At 69.6% G+C, this 17,537-nt stretch carries 20 protein-coding genes; 12 read left to right on the top strand and 8 right to left on the bottom strand.

Going from position 1 to position 17,537, the window contains the following annotated elements:
* The first annotated feature begins 23 nt into the window (after positions 1-23).
* Both ACGF7Y_RS12885 and ACGF7Y_RS12880 read left to right on the top strand, forming a co-directional pair.
* Entirely contained in the window at positions 24-1,274 is a 1,251-nt protein-coding gene (locus ACGF7Y_RS12885; protein ID WP_393232841.1) for a saccharopine dehydrogenase family protein, read from the top strand.
* A gap of 34 nt (positions 1,275-1,308) precedes the next feature.
* Positions 1,309-1,965, top strand: a complete 657-nt coding sequence (locus ACGF7Y_RS12880) for a class I SAM-dependent methyltransferase (protein ID WP_393232838.1) — start codon at positions 1,309-1,311, stop codon at positions 1,963-1,965.
* Between the two features lie 198 nt (positions 1,966-2,163).
* Here ACGF7Y_RS12880 and ACGF7Y_RS12875 read toward each other — a convergent pair whose 3' ends face one another.
* From ACGF7Y_RS12875 to ACGF7Y_RS12860, 4 genes are all read right to left on the bottom strand, one after another.
* Positions 2,164-2,976: a helix-turn-helix domain-containing protein gene (locus ACGF7Y_RS12875; protein WP_393232835.1), complete on the bottom strand. Its 813-nt coding sequence runs from the start codon at positions 2,974-2,976 to the stop codon at positions 2,164-2,166.
* Positions 2,976-3,572, bottom strand: coding sequence for an RNA polymerase sigma factor SigM (sigM, locus tag ACGF7Y_RS12870; protein ID WP_393232833.1), 597 nt, complete (start codon positions 3,570-3,572; stop codon positions 2,976-2,978). The genes ACGF7Y_RS12875 and sigM overlap by 1 nt, the downstream gene beginning before the upstream one ends.
* A 430-nt stretch (positions 3,573-4,002) precedes the next feature.
* Positions 4,003-4,194: a hypothetical protein gene (locus ACGF7Y_RS12865; RefSeq protein ID WP_040870500.1), complete on the bottom strand. Its 192-nt coding sequence runs from the start codon at positions 4,192-4,194 to the stop codon at positions 4,003-4,005.
* Positions 4,195-4,255: 61 nt separating this feature from the next.
* Complete coding sequence (locus ACGF7Y_RS12860) at positions 4,256-5,002, bottom strand: GntR family transcriptional regulator (protein ID WP_393232831.1); 747 nt, start codon at positions 5,000-5,002, stop codon at positions 4,256-4,258.
* A gap of 183 nt (positions 5,003-5,185) precedes the next feature.
* Between ACGF7Y_RS12860 and ACGF7Y_RS12855 the strand changes: the two genes are divergently transcribed.
* From ACGF7Y_RS12855 to ACGF7Y_RS12840, 4 genes are read left to right on the top strand one after another with little or no spacing between them, the layout of a single operon-like run.
* Positions 5,186-5,578, top strand: a complete 393-nt coding sequence (locus tag ACGF7Y_RS12855; RefSeq protein ID WP_393232828.1) for a hypothetical protein — start codon at positions 5,186-5,188, stop codon at positions 5,576-5,578.
* A 41-nt stretch (positions 5,579-5,619) separates the two neighbouring features.
* Positions 5,620-6,282, top strand: coding sequence for a hypothetical protein (locus ACGF7Y_RS12850; RefSeq protein ID WP_393232825.1), 663 nt, complete (start codon positions 5,620-5,622; stop codon positions 6,280-6,282).
* Entirely contained in the window at positions 6,279-7,004 is a 726-nt protein-coding gene (locus ACGF7Y_RS12845; RefSeq protein ID WP_393232823.1) for an ESX secretion-associated protein EspG, read from the top strand. Before ACGF7Y_RS12850 ends, ACGF7Y_RS12845 begins: the two co-directional genes overlap by 4 nt.
* A 36-nt stretch (positions 7,005-7,040) precedes the next feature.
* Positions 7,041-7,886 carry a polyphosphate kinase 2 family protein gene (locus ACGF7Y_RS12840; RefSeq protein ID WP_393232821.1) on the top strand — a complete coding sequence of 282 codons (846 nt, stop codon included), beginning with the start codon at positions 7,041-7,043 and terminating at the stop codon, positions 7,884-7,886.
* Between the two features lie 87 nt (positions 7,887-7,973).
* On the opposite strand, the gene ACGF7Y_RS12835 is transcribed toward ACGF7Y_RS12840, so the two are convergent.
* Complete coding sequence (locus ACGF7Y_RS12835; protein ID WP_393232818.1) at positions 7,974-9,311, bottom strand: carboxylesterase family protein; 1,338 nt, start codon at positions 9,309-9,311, stop codon at positions 7,974-7,976.
* A gap of 94 nt (positions 9,312-9,405) precedes the next feature.
* Here ACGF7Y_RS12835 and ACGF7Y_RS12830 point away from each other — a divergent pair, with 94 nt between their 5' ends.
* The 3 genes from ACGF7Y_RS12830 to ACGF7Y_RS12820 all read left to right on the top strand — a co-directional run bounded on the left by ACGF7Y_RS12830 (position 9,406) and on the right by ACGF7Y_RS12820 (position 11,504).
* A complete protein-coding gene (locus ACGF7Y_RS12830; RefSeq protein ID WP_393232815.1) occupies positions 9,406-9,981 on the top strand; it encodes a TetR-like C-terminal domain-containing protein in 576 nt (191 codons plus the stop codon).
* 180 nt (positions 9,982-10,161) lie between these two features.
* Positions 10,162-10,941, top strand: coding sequence for a DsbA family protein (locus ACGF7Y_RS12825; protein WP_393232813.1), 780 nt, complete (start codon positions 10,162-10,164; stop codon positions 10,939-10,941).
* Entirely contained in the window at positions 10,938-11,504 is a 567-nt protein-coding gene (locus ACGF7Y_RS12820; protein ID WP_393232810.1) for a vitamin K epoxide reductase family protein, read from the top strand. The genes ACGF7Y_RS12825 and ACGF7Y_RS12820 overlap by 4 nt, the downstream gene beginning before the upstream one ends.
* 6 nt (positions 11,505-11,510) lie before the next feature.
* On the opposite strand, the gene ACGF7Y_RS12815 is transcribed toward ACGF7Y_RS12820, so the two are convergent.
* The gene (locus ACGF7Y_RS12815) at positions 11,511-12,635 is read right to left on the bottom strand and encodes a S1C family serine protease (protein WP_393232807.1); all 1,125 of its coding nucleotides are present in this window, start codon (positions 12,633-12,635) and stop codon (positions 11,511-11,513) included.
* Positions 12,636-12,795: 160 nt separating this feature from the next.
* Here ACGF7Y_RS12815 and ACGF7Y_RS12810 point away from each other — a divergent pair, with 160 nt between their 5' ends.
* From ACGF7Y_RS12810 to ACGF7Y_RS12800, 3 genes are all read left to right on the top strand, one after another.
* Positions 12,796-13,848 (top strand): NAD(P)-dependent alcohol dehydrogenase, encoded by a 1,053-nt coding sequence (locus tag ACGF7Y_RS12810; protein WP_393232805.1) that lies wholly within the window; start codon positions 12,796-12,798, stop codon positions 13,846-13,848.
* 73 nt (positions 13,849-13,921) lie between these two features.
* Positions 13,922-15,112: an AI-2E family transporter gene (locus ACGF7Y_RS12805; protein WP_393232802.1), complete on the top strand. Its 1,191-nt coding sequence runs from the start codon at positions 13,922-13,924 to the stop codon at positions 15,110-15,112.
* A gap of 104 nt (positions 15,113-15,216) precedes the next feature.
* Positions 15,217-16,560 carry a tetratricopeptide repeat protein gene (locus ACGF7Y_RS12800; RefSeq protein WP_393232799.1) on the top strand — a complete coding sequence of 448 codons (1,344 nt, stop codon included), beginning with the start codon at positions 15,217-15,219 and terminating at the stop codon, positions 16,558-16,560.
* Here ACGF7Y_RS12800 and ACGF7Y_RS12795 read toward each other — a convergent pair.
* The gene (locus tag ACGF7Y_RS12795) at positions 16,541-17,107 is read right to left on the bottom strand and encodes a TetR/AcrR family transcriptional regulator (protein ID WP_393232796.1); all 567 of its coding nucleotides are present in this window, start codon (positions 17,105-17,107) and stop codon (positions 16,541-16,543) included. The two genes, ACGF7Y_RS12800 and ACGF7Y_RS12795, sit on opposite strands and share 20 nt — an antisense overlap.
* Positions 17,107-17,529, bottom strand: a complete 423-nt coding sequence (locus tag ACGF7Y_RS12790) for a VOC family protein (RefSeq protein WP_393232793.1) — start codon at positions 17,527-17,529, stop codon at positions 17,107-17,109. The genes ACGF7Y_RS12795 and ACGF7Y_RS12790 overlap by 1 nt, the downstream gene beginning before the upstream one ends.
* Between the last annotated feature and the right edge of the window lie 8 nt (positions 17,530-17,537).

Here is a 17,537-nt window from a genome sequence, read left to right as displayed (position 1 = left end):
CACGACCGCAGAACGGAAGACCCATGGCAGACACTCGGGAATACGACCTGATCCTCTTCGGCGCCACCGGTTTCGTCGGCAAGCTGACCGCGGAGTACCTCACCGGGGCCGCGCCGGAATCCGCGCGGATCGCGCTCGCGGGACGGTCGCTGGACAAGCTGACCGCCGTGCGCGACGACCTCGGCCCGAAGGCCGCGAGCTGGGGCCTGGTGGTGGCCGACTCGAAAGACCAGGCCGCACTGGACGAGTTGGCGGCGCGCACCAAGGTCGTGGTCACGACGGTCGGCCCCTACCTGCGCTACGGGTTGCCGCTGGTGGCGGCGTGCGCCAAGGCAGGCACCCATTACGCCGACCTCACCGGTGAGCCGCTGTTCATCCGCGAAGCCATCGACGCCTATCACGAACAGGCCGTCGCCACGGGCGCGAAAATCGTCAATTCGTGCGGCTACGACTCGATTCCATCCGATCTGAGCGTCTACCAGCTCTACCGCCGCACGGTCGAGGACAACGCCGGCGAGCTCGTCGACACCACGCTGGTGGCTTCGCTCAAAGGCGGCGTCAGCGGCGGCACCATCGATTCCGGCCGGGCCATGATGGAGGCGGTCGCCACCGATCCGGCCAAGGGCAAGGTTCTCTCGCACCCGTATTCGCTGAGCCCGGACAAGTCGATGGATCCCGACGTCGGCCGCCAGTCCGACCAGGCGCTGTCCCGGGCGAGTGCCGTCGATCCGAGCCTGGACGGGTGGGTGAGCACGTTCGTCATGGCCGCCCACAACACCAAGGTCGTGCGGCGCACCAACGGCCTGCTCGGCTGGGTGTACGGCAAGAACTTCCGCTACCGCGAAGTGATGAGCGCGGGAAGGTCGCGGATGGCGCCGCTGGTCGCGGCGGGCATGGCGGGCGGCATCGTGGCGGGCCTGACCGCGGGCGCGCTGCTGTCGCGGGCCGCCGCGGGCCGCAAGCTGCTGGACCGCGTGCTGCCCAAGCCGGGCACCGGGCCGGACGAGAAGGCGCGCAAGAGTGGCTGGTTCACCATGAAGACGTTCGCGCACACCACCTCGGGCGCGAAGTACGTGGCCACCTTCTCCGGCACCGGCGATCCCGGCTACCAGGCCACCGCGGTGCTGCTCGGCCAGAGCGGCCTGTGCCTGGCGTTCGACACCGACAACCAACCCGAGCTCGCGGGCATCCTCACACCCGCCGCCGCGATGGGCGACGCGCTCACCGAGCGGCTGCGCGCGGCGGGCATGACCATCACCGTGGACCGCGCCTGAGAGACGCACACCGGTGAACCTCGCACGAAAAACGATGAACGCCCCCGCGCTCGCGGCGGTGTACGAGCGAGCCTGGCGGCCGACGCTGTTCTATCTCGCCAGCGGGCGGACGACAGCGGCGGACCGGCGTGACGCGGCCGCCACCCTGCGGCTCGGCGGCGCGCAGAAGGTGCTCGACATCGCCTGCGGGCCGGGCAATTTCACCCGATATCTGAGCGAGGCGCTGTCCGGCGACGGCTACGCGATCGGCTTGGACTACTCCGAGCCGATGCTGGCGCGCGCCGTCGCCGACAACGCCGGACCACGCGTCGGATATCTGCGCGGCGACGCGCGCACACTCCCGTTCGCGGACGGCACCTTCGACGCCGTCTGCTGTTTCGGCGCGCTCTACCTCATTCCCAACCCGCTCGTCGCCGCCCGCGAGATGATTCGCGTCCTCGCCCCCGGTGGCCGCATCGCGATCACCACCAGCCATCGGGCCGCCAACCCCATCGGCGAGGTGAGCCGCGTGGTCGGCGGTTTGAGCGGTCTACGGGTATTCGGCACGCGGACTTTCCCGGCCCTCTTCGCCGAACAGGGCTTGGTGGAGATCGACCAGCGGGTCCATCGCCTGCTCCAGTACGTCAGCGCGACGAAGCCCGCTCAGGCGGCGCAGAAGACGGCGACCGGCGCGGTGATCAATCGCGGGTGACAGCCCGCCCGCTGCGGCTGGTCGTCCTCGAACGAGACCGCGAGCATGGGGCAGCCTTCCTGAAAATCGCTGTCCACCAGTAGCTTCCGCCACATGTCCACGAACGAGCGACCGGCCCGGCTGACAGCCCTTTCCCGAGCTTGCGGGCGGCCAACGCCTCGGCGAAAGCGCACGGCTTCGGCCGCCAGGACATGGCGCTCATGGGGCGAGCGGCTCGACGTCCTGATCGGTGTCCGTCGCGGATTGCAAGATCAGGATGTCCCACGGGCGTGGCGGGTACTTGGGCGTCCAGGCGACAACCGAGCGGTTCTCGTATCTGCCGCGTCGGGGATTGCGCAGGATGATCGTCTGGTCGAAGATGTCGCTGTCGGTGGCCTTGAACGCACGCAGCTCCGCGAACTCCGGCGCCTGCTCGCACACGGCGACGATCTCGTCGAACCGCTCCTCGGGTATCCGTCCGGGCGCCACAGTCAAGAACGCGTCCACCATGACCGCTGCGCGCTGACGCCAATTACGGATCGCGATCTTGGCGCGGGGATCGGTCACCACGTAGGTCAGCAGATTGGAACGGCCGATCGTCTCCGGCTGCGGTGGTTCGAGGCCGGGAAATACCTCGAGGAAGAGGGAATTGGCCGCGTATAGATCGAACCCGGGATCGTGGTAACAGGCCGGATCGCCGATCTGGTCCAGGCCGACCTGGTCACTCGGCGGCACAGTCTTCGGCAGGTTCCAGCGCAGCTGGTTGAGCAATTGCTGCTGCGGCATCTGGGCCAAGAAGGCGGGCCGGCGCCACGGATGCACGCGCAGTCCGTCCAGGACAGCGGAGATGATGGGCAGAGTCGGTATGTGATTGCGGCTTTCCAGCAACCACAGAGCCTGCGACGACACATTGCTGCGCTTCGCCGCGGTCTTCAGTGTCAAGCCATGGTCTTTTCGCCACGTACGTAGCAAGCGGGCGAAGTTCGACTCGCCACTGTGCACAGCGCTCACTCCTGATGGTCTCGTCGCCATCAGCCCGCAGCCGCCAAGGCGGACCCACATCCCTCGTCGGGCGCGGTACCGGCAGCGTTCGGCGATCGGGCGCCGAGCGAAACAAGGTATCGGCCCTCTTTCAACCGCCGCCGCGCGCGAGCGCAGCGGCTCTTGATCGTACCCTCGGGAACACCGAGCAGTGCGGCCGCCTCGGCCACGCTGTATCCCTCCATATCGACCGCGACCAGCGCCGTCCGTTGATCCGGCGGTAGCGAGAACAACGCGCGGTCGATCACCAAGGACGTCTCCAGCTCGGCGATCTCGTCGCGGGCGTTCGCCGGCTCGGGCATCGTCTCCACCGACAGCGACAACACCCGCCTGGCCGTGTTGCGCCGGATCCGGTCCAGGCAGGCGTTCACCACGATCGCATGCAACCAGCTGCGCACCTCTGCCTCGGCCCGGAACGAGGCGGCCGTGCGATGAGCCGATAGCAACGCATCCTGCAGCGAATCGGCCGCATCCTCTCGCGTATAGGACGTACGCAACGCGATCTGCCACAGATGATCGTTGTGCCTGCGCAGCAACGCCGCGAACGCGTGCCGCCGCCCCCGCACGTGGGCCCGCAGCAACTCCACATCGGTGTACTCGTCGGGAACGAACGAGCGCTCATGGCACGTAACCGGCCGCGAGGTCCCGCTGTGCGATCCTCTGTTCAGACTCGACGACAATGCCAACCCCTCTGACAGCGCATTTCCCCGATCGATTCCGCCGCTGCCATGTCACATCCTCTGCCCTGCCCCGAGGCCACCCTGTGCGGCTCGGCAATGCGTTGCCTGAGCCTAACTGCCTCCGGCGAGGAATCTCAGTGCCGAAATTCTCAAAGTTCTTTTATATTGCGAAGATTGACATAGGCGCTGGTGAGTGACAGCTATTCGGCAGCCATACCCGGTTCGCAGATACCTCCGCCTGCTACGGCTGGTGTTTGCTGCGACGCGCACAGGCATGCCTGAGGGATTGCCGGAGCGGAAGATGCGCTCGGCCGAAGTGACATCCCGGCACCAGCTGTCACGGCACCGGCGGCCCGGAGCCGAGATCGACCATGCGGTGCAGGATCGCGGGAGCCAGGGCCAATTCGAATTCGGTTCCGCCGCTTTCGAAGACGAACGCGAGGTAGTCGTCGCGCGGTACCGGGGCCAGGCGGACCGAGCATTGCTCCCCCACGATCACCCAGCCGCCGACGGTCAACCGATCGGACATCGCCCCTCCCACCCTTCGACACTTCCGACAAGTGGACTATGCCAGTTGCGGCAGCGGGGTGTCAACGGCGGGAATCGGCCGTTGAGCTGGTGAAATACTCGCGCGGCATGATCCACCGGCCGGGCGGGTGGACGGTCTCGCGGTACTCGAGCGGGACGCCCTGAGCGTCCAGGCCGAGGCGGCGCACGACCAGCACCGCCGCCGGGCGCCGAAGCGTGAGGTGGCGGCGTTCGTCGTCGGTGGCCAGCCGGGCGCCGACACTCTCGCGCACGACGGTGAGGGCGCGTCCGGTCGCGTCTTCCAAATACCGCGCGACTCCACCGGGCACGGCCTCGGGTTCGAGCAGCAGGGCGGCGGTTTCGGCGAAACCGCCCGGATACCAGCAGGTGGCCAATCGAGCAGATCCGGATACGTCCTCATGCAACGTCTTTCGCAGGATCACCGAGCCGGCAGCGGGCAGGGCGAGCGGATCGGTGACCTCCCGCGGTCCTTCCACCACTCCGGCTCGCAGCACGGTCACCGACCGGCTCTCGGGCGAGGACGGTCCGTACCGGGGCGCACTCTCCCGCAGCAGCACAGGCTGTTCGGCCACATAGGTGCCCGATCCGCGGCGGGACCGGACGATGCCCTGCTGGCGCAACGTATTCAGCGCCTTGGCGGCGGTGGGCCGGGCCACCTTCCAGCGCGCGGCGAGCTCCCGCTCCGAGGGCACCTCGGCGCCGGGCGCCAGCTCGCCGCGTTCGATCAGCGCACGGAGATGACCCGAGATCTGCAGGTATTTCGGGACTACGTCGTCGTTTTCGGCCACCGGTCGCCTTCCCCTGCGGATACCGCCCCTCCGACCGCTGGTCAGTGTAACAACGGCGGATGCGAGTTCCGGGGGCGCGGCACAAGGCGCATACCGAGGCGGTCCGCCGCGCTGAACCGAGCGGTAAAGTGCGGATCCAGTACAGCGCGGTACGAACAGGACCGAGCGGAAGGGGGCTTCCACGTGGCGGTACCCGATACCGGACAGGGGACGGCGCGAGAGCTGTACGCGGCGGCCGTCGGCGCGGGCGGGGGCGAGAAGTTCGAGCTGGATACGGCGGTCGCGGAGAATCTGGCCGCCGCGTGCGACCAACTGGTCGACGATCTACGTCGCGCGATGGCCGGGGAACACCTCGTCACCGAGGTGACCGGCTTTCCCGACCTGCCCACCGGACAGGGCCTGTCCCGCGGTTTCGCCGCGAAAGGACGGCAGTACCTGGACACCCTGGCGGCGTTCCAGGAGACGGCCCTGCTGTTCAAGGCGGCGTATCTCGCCGCGGCCAACCGGCTGGCCGACGCGGAGGCGGCGAATCAGGCCGCGCTGCGGCTGATCGCCGAATACCTGGAGCCCAGTTGAGCACGCACCCGCGCGCCGGGACCGACTGAGGGGGACGACGGATGGCAGACTCCGCGGCACGCGCCGCCGCCGACGACATCCGGCAGGAGCTGGCCGGATTCGCCGACAGGGCGACCGATCCCGCCTACGCGCCGGATCGGGAACTGTTCGGCGCGTACACCCATCAGCAGATCTGGGATCTGGTGCACGAAGCGCTCGACCCGGCGGCGCTCGGCCGGATCGCCGAGGCATGGCAGGCCAACGCGGCCGCGGTGGCCGACGCGTTCCAAGCCTTCTCCGATGCCACCAACCGGGAATTCGCGCGCTGGTCCGGCCGCGCAGCCGACGCCGCCGTGGGCGCGACCAGGCAGTTCGTCCGCGCGGGCGGGGATGCCCAGGACGTGTGCCGGGCGGTCGCTCGGCTGATGGAGTTGAATAGCGATGCCGCGCAAACGGTCCGGGGCGCGATCGCGCCGCCGCAGCGGTATCGGCCGCTGGCGGACCCGGCCGCCGAAGCGGTTTACGGTGGAAAACGTAGGATGGAACACGATAGTGCGGCGGCAGACATCGAGGCGGATGTCCGGGACACGATGACCTACGTCTATACCCCGACGATGCCGGCCACCGGCGACTGTGTTCCCCGATTCCCCCGGCCGCACGAAGGTTCGGCGGCCGACAACGCATCCGGCGATCCGAATTCCGTCCGCGGAGGCGGCGCACGGTGAAATGGGTGCTGACCCCGGACGAATTCACGCATGTCTGGACGAACGAAACGAGCCTGGACCGTAGGCCCTACCCGGTCAACATGGTCCCCTCGGCCACGGCGCGGACCGAATCGGAATACCACGCCTTGCGTTTGCCGCAGCGCTTCGCCCGGCAGGCCGAGCCCGACCTGGCGGCCGCGCTGGTGCTCTGCGCGCGCAACGACGCGACCACCATCACCGTCTCCGGCGAACGCTCCGCCCTCGCGCGCAATGGGAGCGAAAGCGAGACCGAACGGATTCTCGCGTTCGCCGCGGTCGTGCACAACCACGCGGGCATCCTGGTCGCCACCCCGGACCGGGTGACCGTACAGATGTGCCATGCCCGTGCCATAGGCGACCGCCTGGTGCAGATCATCGGTTCGGCGCGGCCGGGCAAGCTCGCCCCGATGCGCGAGCCGCAGGACGCCGTGCTCAGCCCGGACCGCACCGAGCCGTTCGTCACCAATGGCCATCGCGGCGCGGCGAAATTCCGTCAGACACTGCGCAAGCCGGTGGACGGGCGCGGTTTCATCACCGTCACGGTGGAACCCGAGAACCCGATGTCCCCGCCCACCCGCCATCGCACCTGGCTGGACTTCACCGGCGACGGTCGCTACCTGCTCACCACCGCGCACGATCTCGCCCTCACTCCCGTGTCGGACGAGGAGTTCGCCACCCAGCTGCTGCGGCTCGCGCAAGTGTGACCGGGCCGCGAACTACCGCGTGGTTAGGGTGGGGCTATGCCTGAACAGTGGACGGTGTGTCCTGCCGAGGCCATGAAAGCCGACGGCTTGCGAGTAGCCGAGCTGGACACCTCCGGGACGCCGGGGTTCACCGGCGGCAAGAAGGCGGGCGTCGCACTGCTCGCCGAACGCAGCCAGGTGCTGTCGGATCTCCAGGAGAAGCTGTACGCCAACGGCCGTTCCGGCGACCGGCGCAGCGTGCTGCTGGTCTTGCAGGGCATGGACACCGCGGGTAAGGGCGGCATCGTCCGGCACGTCATCGGTTCGGTCGACCCCCAGGGCGTCGATCACGCCGCGTTCGGCGTGCCGACGCAAGAGGAGCAGCGCCATCACTATCTGTGGCGCATCCGCGAGGCGCTGCCGCGCGCGGGTCAGCTCGGCGTGTTCGATCGCTCGCACTACGAGGACGTGCTCGTGGTGCGGGTGCACAACCTGGTGCCGCCGACGGTGTGGGAGCCGCGCTACGACGAGATCAACGCGTTCGAGCGGGAACTGGTGGACGAGGGCATCACGCTGGTGAAGGTGGCCATGTTCGTCTCGCTGGACGAACAGAAGAGGCGGCTGGCCGAGCGGCTGGAACGCGCGGACAAGTTCTGGAAGTTCAACCCGGCCGACATCGACGAGCGCGCGTACTGGCCCGCCTATCAGGAGGCCTACCAGGCGATGCTGGACCGCACGTCCACCGAGTACGCGCCCTGGCACGTGGTGCCCGCCGACCGCAAGTGGTTCTCCCGGCTCGCGGTCACCGAACTGCTGATCGCGGCCCTGGAACGGCTGGACCTGGACTGGCCCTTGCCGACGTTCGACGTCGAGCAGCAGAAGCGGCGCCTGGCGCAGGCCTAGGTCACCGCGTCGCGCCCTCTGCTCCGCGGCCGCCTCGCGCAGCGTTCCGGCGGGTTCCGCTAGTTCGCCGCTTACGCGCGTGCCTGCTCAGGGCAGCTGACGGACGATACGCGAGCCGGGACGGTGGGGCGCCCAGCCGGCGTCGGCGATCCGTCCGGTGCGCACGAATTCGCCCCAATACTCCCGAGTTCGGTGGCCGAGCGCGTCGATCTCCGCGGCGGTCAGGGGCGCGAGCATCGCAGCGTCGTGCCAGGTGTCGCCGTCGGCGAACAGCAGCGGCAGATCGATGCAGTGGCAGGCGCCGTACGGATTCGCGGGGTGAAGCTGCTCCACGCGGTAGCAGTACACCCGCGCCCCGGCATCGGCCAATTCGTCGGCGAAACGAAACAACCCGTGCTCGAACGCCTTTCGCCCGATGAGATGCTGTACCGCCGCGTCGAGCCGCGCGCCCGTCACCGGCAGTCGCCGTAACCTGCCGAAAACCGGATGCGGGCCGCCGTAGAACGCTCGCGACTCCTCGGCCGTGCACCCGAGCACCACCGGCAGATCGGTGGCCGCGTCTCGTACCGCTCGCCGCCAAGCGTGCTGGCCGGGCAGTGGGCCCGCATCGGCCACGGGCAAGAAGGGCGGGGCGGGGTTCAGCGCGGCGGGCCCGGCCACCCGGCGGACCGTACGTCCCTGCGCGGCGAGTAGGTCGGGTACCGGAGCGGTGCGCGGATCGGCGTCGAGTTCGGCGAGGAACATCGCCCCGATCCGCTCGGCCCGCCGGTGGCTCTGGAAGCCGACGCCGAACGGTGCGCTCTGCACGAGCGCCTGGGCGAACAGCCGCCTCGCTTCCGCGATCCCCAGCAGCGCGACCACCGACTGCGCGCCCGCCGACTGTCCCGATACGGTGACGCGTTCCGGATCGCCGCCGAACTCGGCGATGTGCTCCCGCACCCACCCCAGCGCCGCGATCTGGTCGCGCAGACCGAGATTTCCCGCCGAGACGCCCGGTGCGCGGAGGTAGCCCAGCACGCCGAGGCGGTAGCTCACCGACACCACCACGATGCCGGTCTGCCGCACCAGCCGGTCCGCGTCGTACAGGTTCCATTGCCCGCTGCCCGCGAGATAGGCGCCGCCGTGCAGCCACACCAGGACCGGACAGCTGCCCGGTTCGGCGCCCACGGGGGTGGTGACGGTGAGGGCGAGGCAGTCCTCCGACTGCTCGAGGGCACCCGCCCGCCCCATCACGCCCTCGAGCCGTCCCGGCGACTGCGGTGCGATGGCGTACCGGCGCGTCGCGTCGTACACCCCCTCGTGGGCCTCGACCGGCTCCGGCGCGCCGAACCGCTCGGCCCGCGCGTAGGGAATCCCGCGGAACACCGCGACCGCACCGCGAGCCTCGCCACGCCAGCGTCCCGAGGACGCCACCACCTGCTCCATGCCGCTTCCTCCTGCTATCGCAAGTTGAGTTGCGATAGCACCACGCTAAGGCTCCGCATCGAAGGAACGCAAGAGGACTTGCGATAATCGCCGCATGGGCGACTCCCCCGCACAGATCCGCGGTGCGCGGTTACAGAAGGCCGTGCTCGACGCGACGCTGGCCCGCATCGAGTCGGCCGGTATCGGCGACGTGCGGATCGCCGATGTCGCCGCGGACGCGGGCGTGCACGAGACCTCGATCTACCGTCGGTGGAAATCGCTGCCCCGCTTGCTCCTGGACGCGCTGCTGTCCAGGGTGGGCGAACAGATCCCGCTACCGGACACCGGTTCCTTGCGCGGCGATCTGGAGCGGTTCATGACCGATCTCATTCGCTTCGCGGAGACTCCGTCGGGCCGGGCCTTGATCCGCGGCACCGTGATCGCCGAGTCCGATCCCGAGGTAGAGGCCATCCGGCGCGAATTCTGGCTGCGGCGGCTGTCGTCGTCGGAAGAGATCGTCCGGCGCGGTATCGCCCGCGGGGACGTGGCGGCGACGGTGGACCCCCGGCTGACCATGCTGACACTGGGCGGCCTGGTCCATCTGCACGTCACGCAGCTCGGCGGTGAGCTGCCGCCCGGCCTGGCCCGTCACGCCGTCGATCTGATCCTCACCGGCATCGAACCGCGCTGACCATGCCGCCGCCGGTGTGATCCGGCCGGTATCACCGGTGGCGGGACGGATGTTTCGGAATCTCTCAGGAAAGCCGACGATGATGACCACTGTGGGCCGATCACGCGGGTGGGTGGCCTGCGGATCTACGATCGTGGCGGCAGGAACCGTCCGGCGAGCGAAAGGCGTGGTGAGCGCACGGTGAGCAAAAACCAGGGTGGGAAGTCGAACCCGCTGCTGGCGGCGGAACGCGCCGACCGCAACCGCAAGATCTTGATCCAGGTGGCCGTCGCCGCCGTGCTCGTCGCGCTGATCGCGGCGATCGGCATCGGCATCGCGGTGAAGAAGGCCCGCAACGACGATCCCGGCCCCACCCCGTCCATCGCGGCGACCGGCACCACGAACGCGGGCCCCGTGCCCGCCTCGATCACCGACAACGGCGCCATCCGGATCGGCAAGCCGGACGCGAAGGTCACCGTGCGCGTCGTCGCCGACCTCCAGTGCCCCGCCTGCAAGGCCTTCGAGGCGGCCAACGGACAGGTGCTCGAGGACGCGGTGGCCAACGGCACCGCGGCCGTCGAATACAACGTGATCGCCTTCCTGGACAAGGCCTCCACCACCCGGTACTCCTCGCGCGCCGGCAGCGCCTCCTACTGCGTCGCCGAAGCCGACCCGTCGAAATACCAGGCCTGGCTGAAGGCGATGTTCGCGCAGCAGCCGCCGGAGGGCGGCGCGGGTCTGTCCGACGACCAGCTGGTCCAGATCGCCAAGAGCGCGGGCTACACCGACGACGCCGTCGCCCAGTGCATCACCGACCACAAGTACGACAAGTACATCCAGGCCCGCACCAAGGAAGTGCTGGACAGCGGCATCCAGTCGACGCCGTCGGTGTTCGTCGACGGTAAGAAGGTCGAGTCCAGCCAGGAGATCTTCGGTAACGGCGCTCTCGCACCCGTGATCAGCGCCGCCGCGGGCCGATGATCACCGCGGGGCCCCGGGCGGCCTGGGTCCTGTTGGTCGGCGGGCTGGCCGGCTGGCTGGCCGCGGTGGCGCTGACCGTGGAACGGTTCAAGCTGTTCACCGATCCCGGTTACACGCCGTCGTGCAGCATCAACCCGATCCTGTCCTGCGGGTCGGTGATGGTGACCGACCAGGCCTCGGTCTTCGGGTTCCCCAACCCCTTGATGGGCATCGTCGGGTTCACGGTCGTCGTCACACTGGCCGCGCTGTCGGTGGCCGGAGTCGGCTTCCCGCGCTGGGTCTGGGGTGGGCTCTGGCTGGGCAACCTGCTCGGGCTCGCCTTCGTCTGCTGGCTGATCTTCGAGAGCCTGTACCGGATCAACGCGCTGTGCCCGTACTGCATGGTGGTCTGGGCGATCATCACGCCGCTGCTCGCGGTGAGCACCGATCAGCTGTGGGGGCGTTCCCGTGGTCCGCTCGGCGTGCTCGCCGAATGGCGCTGGACGCTCGTCGCGCTGTTCTTCGCGGTCGTGCTGCTGCTGGTGTTCCTGCGCTTCCAGGATTACTGGCTGTCGCTGGTCTGATCCGGATCAGTTCGGCGGGCCTGCGACCAGCGCCACCGGTACCGTGCGCCGGCCACTCGCGCCGGTGATGCCCAAGCGAATGGTGTCGTTGGGCTTGTGTGTGTTCAGCGCACTGCGCAGGGACTGCGCGTTGGTGACGGTGCGGTCGTCGATCGAGGTGATCACGTCACCGGCGGCCAGACCGGCGGCATGGGCGGGCAACCCGTACAGCGCCGCGTCCACCCGGGCGCCGGTACCGACCGGCTGTGCGTTGGAGACCAGCACGCCGAGAGTGGCAGTGGGTCCGATGTGCACGGTGTCGGTCGGGGTGCCGGAGCGAATCTGAGCGACCACCCGCATCGCGGCGTCGATCGGCACCGCGTAGCCGTTCGCGGGGTGGTCGGCCGCCCGCGCTCCCTCGCCCGACGCCGCCGCGATGACGCCGACCACGGCGGCCTTCCGATCGACCAGCGCTCCCCCGGACTGTCCCGGCGTGACCGCCGCCGCGACCTCCAGCATCCCGTTGAGCGCTTTGCGCGACAGATCGGCGGCGTTGACCGCCACGATCGCGGTGTCCAGGTCGGTGAGGGGGCCGTGCACCGCGGTCGGCGTGCCGCCGGTCCCGCCAGCGTTGCCGATCGCCAGGACCTCCTCGCGCACGCGCAGTCCGGCCGACGTGCCGATGGTCGCGGTGGGCAGTTCGGTGGCCGCGGCCAGGTCGAGCAGCGCGATGTCGGCCTCGGCGTCGTAGCCGAGCACCTCCGCGTCGTAGACCTTGCCGTTGCCCACGTCGGTGACGGTCACGGTGTCGGCGCCCTTGACCACGTGATGACTGGTGAGCACCTCGCCGTCGGCGGTGAGGACGATGCCGGATCCCGCCGCGCCGGGCCCGGACCGCTCGGTCGAGGCGTTGATGTTGACCAGCGCCGGTCGCACCGCCGCGGTGACGAGCCCGAGATCCAGCGGCTCGGGCGGAGCGAACGCGACCGGGGCCGCGGTCCCGGCGGGGCCGGGCCGGTCGCTACCGGCCGGTTCGCCGCGATATCCGAGGAACGCGGCGACCGCGAGCACGAGGGTGACGACGAGCACGAACACCCGGCCACCACGCGGCGTGCGCCGCGCTCCGGTCCACTGTTGCCGTTCTTCGTCCATGGCACTCCCGCCTCGGCCGAACCGCTCACCGAATCCATTGTCGCCGGAGAACGCCGCCGAAGATCATCGATCCGGCTTCCGCGCCGGAAAATGTGCCGTGAGCGGGTCTTTTTCGGGTCACAGTTGGCAATCGCACCCATGCGACGGTAGGCATGTCCTCATGAGCACAGCCGCCGCCTATGCCCTGTCCACCCCTGATGGCTCGTTCGAGAAGGTCACGATCCAACGCAGGGACCTGGGCCCGCAGGACGTGCTGATCGACATCGAATTCGCGGGCATCTGCCACTCCGACATCCACACCGCCCGTGACGAGTGGGGCAGAACCCGCTACCCCTGCGTGCCGGGCCACGAGATCGCGGGTGTGGTCGCCGCGGTCGGCGCCGCGGTGACCAGGCATCAGGTCGGCGACCGCGTCGGCGTCGGCTGCATGGTCGATTCCTGCGGGGTCTGCGCGCCCTGCCTGGCCGACGAGGAGCAGTACTGCACCGCGGGCGCGACCATGACCTACAACAGCACGGTCGCCCCAGCGGTGCAGCCCGGCGGGCACACCCTCGGCGGTTACGCCACGCAGATCGTGGTGACCGAGAACTTCGTCGTCGCCATCCCCGAGGGAATCGGCCTGGATGTGGCCGCGCCACTGCTGTGCGCGGGCGTCACGCTGTACTCGCCGCTGCGGCACTGGAACGCCGGCCCGGGCAAGAGGGTCGCGATCATCGGCATGGGCGGACTCGGCCACCTCGGGGTGAAGCTGGCGGCCGCCATGGGCGCCGACGTGACCGTGCTGAGCCATTCGCTGAGCAAACAGGACGACGGCAAGCTCTTCGGTGCGAGCGCCTACTACGCGACCAGCGACAAGCAGACCTTCCGCGAGCTGCGCGGCCGGTTCGACCTGATCCTCAACACCGTGTCGGCGGACCTGCCCATCGATGACTACCTGCGGCTGCTGAACCTGGACGGAACCCTGGTGATCCTCGGTCTCCCCGACAACCCGATGAGCGTCAAGCCGTTCAACCTCGCCGGGTACCGCCGCTCGCTGGCGGGCTCGATGATCGGCGGCATCGCGCAGACCCAGGAGATGCTGAACTTCTGCGCCGAGCACGGCATCGGCGCCGAGATCGAGCTGATCGCCGCCGACGAGATCGACGGCGCCTACGACCGGGTCGTGGCCAGCGACGTGCGCTACCGCTTCGTCATCGACGTCTCGACCATGTGAGCCTGCTCGCCGTATCGGCGCGGCCCCGCGAAGTCCGGCCGCGAACCGGTCGCGGCGTGGGTACCTTGGCGTTGTGTCTGTGCAGGACGACGACGAGACGCCATCCGCCGACGGCGCCCGGGGCATGCCGCCGTGGCTGCCGCGCGCGTTCCTGCTCGCCGCGGCGACGGTCACCGGTTTGCTGGCGTCCTTCTGGGTGCTCGAGCGGCTGCGGGGCCTGCTGACGGTTCTGCTGGTCTCGCTGTTCCTCGCCTTCGCGATCGAGCCCGCGGTGAACTGGCTGGCACGGCGCGGTATGCGGCGTGGTCCCGCGACCGGACTGGTGTTCCTCGTCCTGACGGCCCTCGTCTTCGGCTTCCTCTGGACGCTGGGCGCCCTGCTGGTCGAGCAGGTCACCACCTTGGTGAAGAACGCCCCCGAATACGCCGACCGGGGCGTGGAGTGGATCAACCACACCTTCCATCAGGATCTGTCCAGTACCGACATCCAGAAGTACGCCACCGACTGGAGCTCGACCCTGGAGGGCTACCTCACCGGCTTGGCGGGCAACGTCTGGGGCATCGGCACCGCCGCGCTCGGCGCGCTCTTCCAGGGCCTCGGCATCCTGCTGTTCACCTACTACTTCGCCGCCGACGGGCCCAGGATCCGCGCGACCGTCTGTTCGCTGCTGCCGCCGCGGCGCCAGCGACATGTGTTGCGCGCATGGGACATCGCGGTGGCGAAGACCGGCGGGTACATCTACTCGCGCGGGCTGCTCGCGCTCGCCTCGACGCTGGCGCACTACGTGATACTGCGGGTACTGGACGTGCCGTCCGCGTTCGCCCTCGCGCTGTGGGTGGGCGTGGTCTCCCAGTTCATCCCCACGGTCGGCACCTATCTGGCCGGCGCGCTGCCGGTGATCGTCGGGCTCGTGCACGGCCCGAGCACCGCGCTGTGGATTCTCGGGTTCATCGTGCTCTACCAGCAATTCGAGAACTACGTGCTGCAACCGCGCGTCACCGCGACCACCTTGGACATGCACCCGGCCGTCGCGTTCGGGGCGGTGCTGGCGGGCGCGGCGCTGCTCGGCGCGACCGGCGCACTGCTTGCCATCCCGGTCACCGCGACGGTGCAGGCGTTCGCCGGCGCCTACATCCGCCGCTACGACGTCCCGGCCGACGTGGAGGCCGACATCGAGCACACGAGTCCGCCCAAGCGGCGCCGGAAGTTCGCACGGCAGTTGACCCTCCGCCTGGCGGGCCGTCACAACCCGCCCGCGGAATGAGTCCACGCCGGTGACCGGCGTATCCCACGCCATGGGTAGCCAGGGATCGCGCGTCGATGTAGAACTTCTCGGAAACGATTCGCACCACTCGGTGCCGAGGCTGGATGGGAACAATGCTGAAGCGGCCGCCGGACCTCGCCTTCGATCTCGGCAAGATGCACCGCAGGCGCAACGACCTGGCGGCCGCGCGCGAGGCGTTCCAGATCGCGATCGCCTCCGGTCATCCGAACTGGGCGCCGCTGGCCGCCGCGGAGCTGGGCGGGCTGCTCAGCGCGTCGGGTGACAAGCCGGCCGCGGAAGGCGCCTACCATGTCGCGGTCGACTCCGGCCACGAAGACGCGGCGCCGCGCGCGGCCTACAATCTCGGCCTGCTGCTGGCCGAGCGCGGCGACACCGCGGCGGCCGAAGCGATGTACGAGCGCGCCGCCGCGTCCGGCCATGCCGACGCCGCACCACGGGCCTGGATCAATCTCGGCTACTCGCGGGCCAAGCGCGGCGACTCGGACGCGGCGCGCACGGCCTACCAGCACGCCATCGACGCCGGACCCGGCGATATCGCCCGGCTGGCGCTGTCCAACCTGGCCTACCTCCTGCGCACCGAGGACGACCTCGCGGGCGTGAAGGCCGCCTACCGCTCCGTGATCGATGACTGGCCCGGGGATCAGGCGCTGATCGTCGCGGGCGATCTGGTGCAGCATCTCGGCGAGGCGGGCGATTGGGCGGGGGCCAGGGAAATCAGCCGGTCCATGGCCGAATCGGACGATCCCGCGGTCGCGGCGCGGGCCAGCTTCGAGGTCGGGGTGTTCAGCGAGCGGCTCGGCGAACCGGACGTGGCGCTGGCGGCGTTCCAGCGTGCGCTGGATTCGGCGGATGCCGAAGCCCGCACCCGGGCGGCGGCCGCGCTCGCTCCGACCTACCACGAGCGCGCCGCGACCGTGCTGCGCGAGACGGACTGGGCGGCGCTCGCGCACGCCCACGGGTCCGCGGGCGACGCTCCGGCCATGCTCGCCGATCTGATCGGCGCGGATGTCGACGACCAGGTGCGCGGGGTCGTCTTCCTGTTCTCCGCCGTCCTGCATCAAGGGTCGATCTACTCCGTCACCGCGCCCGCCGCCGAAGTCGTGCTCGGCGCCCTGCTACACGAGCGCACCGAGGTGACCTACGCCCGCGCCTGGCTGCGCGAGCCGCAACCGCTGCGGGTGGAACTGCTCAACTGGCTGCACGAGGTGATCGCCACCGCGGCATGGCAATCCGCCGCCGAGGACGACGCCGAACTCACCCCGGCCGACCGCGCCGCGGCCGCGGACTGCTTGGCGCTGCTGCCGCGCGTGCGGGCCGCCACGGCGGCCGCGCTGGCCGTCGCCGAGACCGACGCGGTGGCCGACGCCGCCACCGACCTGCTCGCTACGTTGAGCGCCCTGCCCGCCGTCAGCGGGCGATCGCGCTGAGCACCGCGGCGACCGACTGTTCGGCGAGTTCGTCCGTCAGCGGCAGGTGTCCGAACAACGCGCGGTAGTAGATCGGCGCGGCGACCGAGTCCAGCACGAAATCCACATCGATGCCCTGGTCCACTTCGCCGCGCGTGATGGCCGAGCGCAGGGCCGTCGCCGTGGTTTGCCGCCGCGGTTCGAAGACGGTGGCCAGGAAGTGGGCGCGCAACTGCTCGTCGCCCGCCAAGTCCGCGACCAGCGCGGGCAGCACCCGGTGCAGCGAGGTGTCGCGCAGTGCGATGACGAGATCGCGCATGGCGCGGGTCAGGTCGGCGCGGAGGTCGCCGGTGTCCGGAGTCGGTTGCAGGCCGAGCAGACCGGCCACCACGTCGACCACCAAGTGCCGCTTGGACGGCCACCTGCGGTAGATCGCGGGCCGGTGCAGGCCCGCCCTGCCCGCGACCTGACCGATGGACAGGTCGGCGTACCCGACCTCGTCGAGCAACTCACGCGCGGCGACGAGCACCGCGGCGTCGATGCGGTCGTCGCGGGTTCGCCCCGCCATCAGAAGACCGGCCGCGGCATCAGGACGACCCGCCAGCCGTCCGGATCGGGAAAGGTCAAGCCGCCGTTGGCCGCCCAGTACGGGTTCTCGGCAGGCACCGGTTCGACGCCGAACTCACCGAGCCGCTGTGCCACGTCGTACATGTCCGACTCACCCGCGAAATAGAGCACCAACAGGTTCTCCCCGCTCGGCGCTTCGCCGGGACTGCCGTCCACATGCGTGGTGAATTCCAAGTGGTATCCGGCTCCCGGCAATCCGAGCATCACCCCGTCGTAACCGGCGTGGTTCTGGAATCGGTAGAGCTCGCGCAGCCCGAGTCCGTCGACGTAGAAGCGGACCACCTCGTCGAGCCGGTCGGTGGGGCGGGCGATCCGGACCTGCGCGACGCGCAGGGTGTCGGGCCAGTTGTCATCGGTGCGCATACCTTGAA

It is taken from the genome of Nocardia sp. NPDC047654 (assembly GCF_043205035.1).
Lineage (GTDB): Bacteria > Actinomycetota > Actinomycetes > Mycobacteriales > Mycobacteriaceae > Nocardia.
Note: the sequence above shows the minus strand (reverse complement) of the source record. Positions and strands in the feature narration are given on the sequence as shown.

What these genes read in the sequence shown, in the direction of transcription:
- ACGF7Y_RS12820 (WP_393232810.1), top strand. Translation starts at nt 10,938, where the DNA reads ATGATCACCGCGGGGCCCCGGGCGGCCTGGGTCCTGTTGGTCGGCGGG.
- ACGF7Y_RS12875 (WP_393232835.1), bottom strand. Translation starts at nt 2,976, where the DNA reads ATGGCGACGAGACCATCAGGAGTGAGCGCTGTGCACAGTGGCGAGTCG.
- ACGF7Y_RS12850 (WP_393232825.1), top strand. Translation starts at nt 5,620, where the DNA reads ATGGCAGACTCCGCGGCACGCGCCGCCGCCGACGACATCCGGCAGGAG.
- ACGF7Y_RS12830 (WP_393232815.1), top strand. Translation starts at nt 9,406, where the DNA reads ATGGGCGACTCCCCCGCACAGATCCGCGGTGCGCGGTTACAGAAGGCC.
- ACGF7Y_RS12840 (WP_393232821.1), top strand. Translation starts at nt 7,041, where the DNA reads ATGCCTGAACAGTGGACGGTGTGTCCTGCCGAGGCCATGAAAGCCGAC.
- ACGF7Y_RS12795 (WP_393232796.1), bottom strand. Translation starts at nt 17,107, where the DNA reads ATGGCGGGGCGAACCCGCGACGACCGCATCGACGCCGCGGTGCTCGTC.
- ACGF7Y_RS12865 (WP_040870500.1), bottom strand. Translation starts at nt 4,194, where the DNA reads ATGTCCGATCGGTTGACCGTCGGCGGCTGGGTGATCGTGGGGGAGCAA.
- ACGF7Y_RS12835 (WP_393232818.1), bottom strand. Translation starts at nt 9,311, where the DNA reads ATGGAGCAGGTGGTGGCGTCCTCGGGACGCTGGCGTGGCGAGGCTCGC.
- ACGF7Y_RS12880 (WP_393232838.1), top strand. Translation starts at nt 1,309, where the DNA reads ATGAACGCCCCCGCGCTCGCGGCGGTGTACGAGCGAGCCTGGCGGCCG.
- ACGF7Y_RS12810 (WP_393232805.1), top strand. Translation starts at nt 12,796, where the DNA reads ATGAGCACAGCCGCCGCCTATGCCCTGTCCACCCCTGATGGCTCGTTC.
- ACGF7Y_RS12815 (WP_393232807.1), bottom strand. Translation starts at nt 12,635, where the DNA reads ATGGACGAAGAACGGCAACAGTGGACCGGAGCGCGGCGCACGCCGCGT.
- ACGF7Y_RS12790 (WP_393232793.1), bottom strand. Translation starts at nt 17,529, where the DNA reads ATGCGCACCGATGACAACTGGCCCGACACCCTGCGCGTCGCGCAGGTC.
- ACGF7Y_RS12800 (WP_393232799.1), top strand. Translation starts at nt 15,217, where the DNA reads ATGGGAACAATGCTGAAGCGGCCGCCGGACCTCGCCTTCGATCTCGGC.
- ACGF7Y_RS12885 (WP_393232841.1), top strand. Translation starts at nt 24, where the DNA reads ATGGCAGACACTCGGGAATACGACCTGATCCTCTTCGGCGCCACCGGT.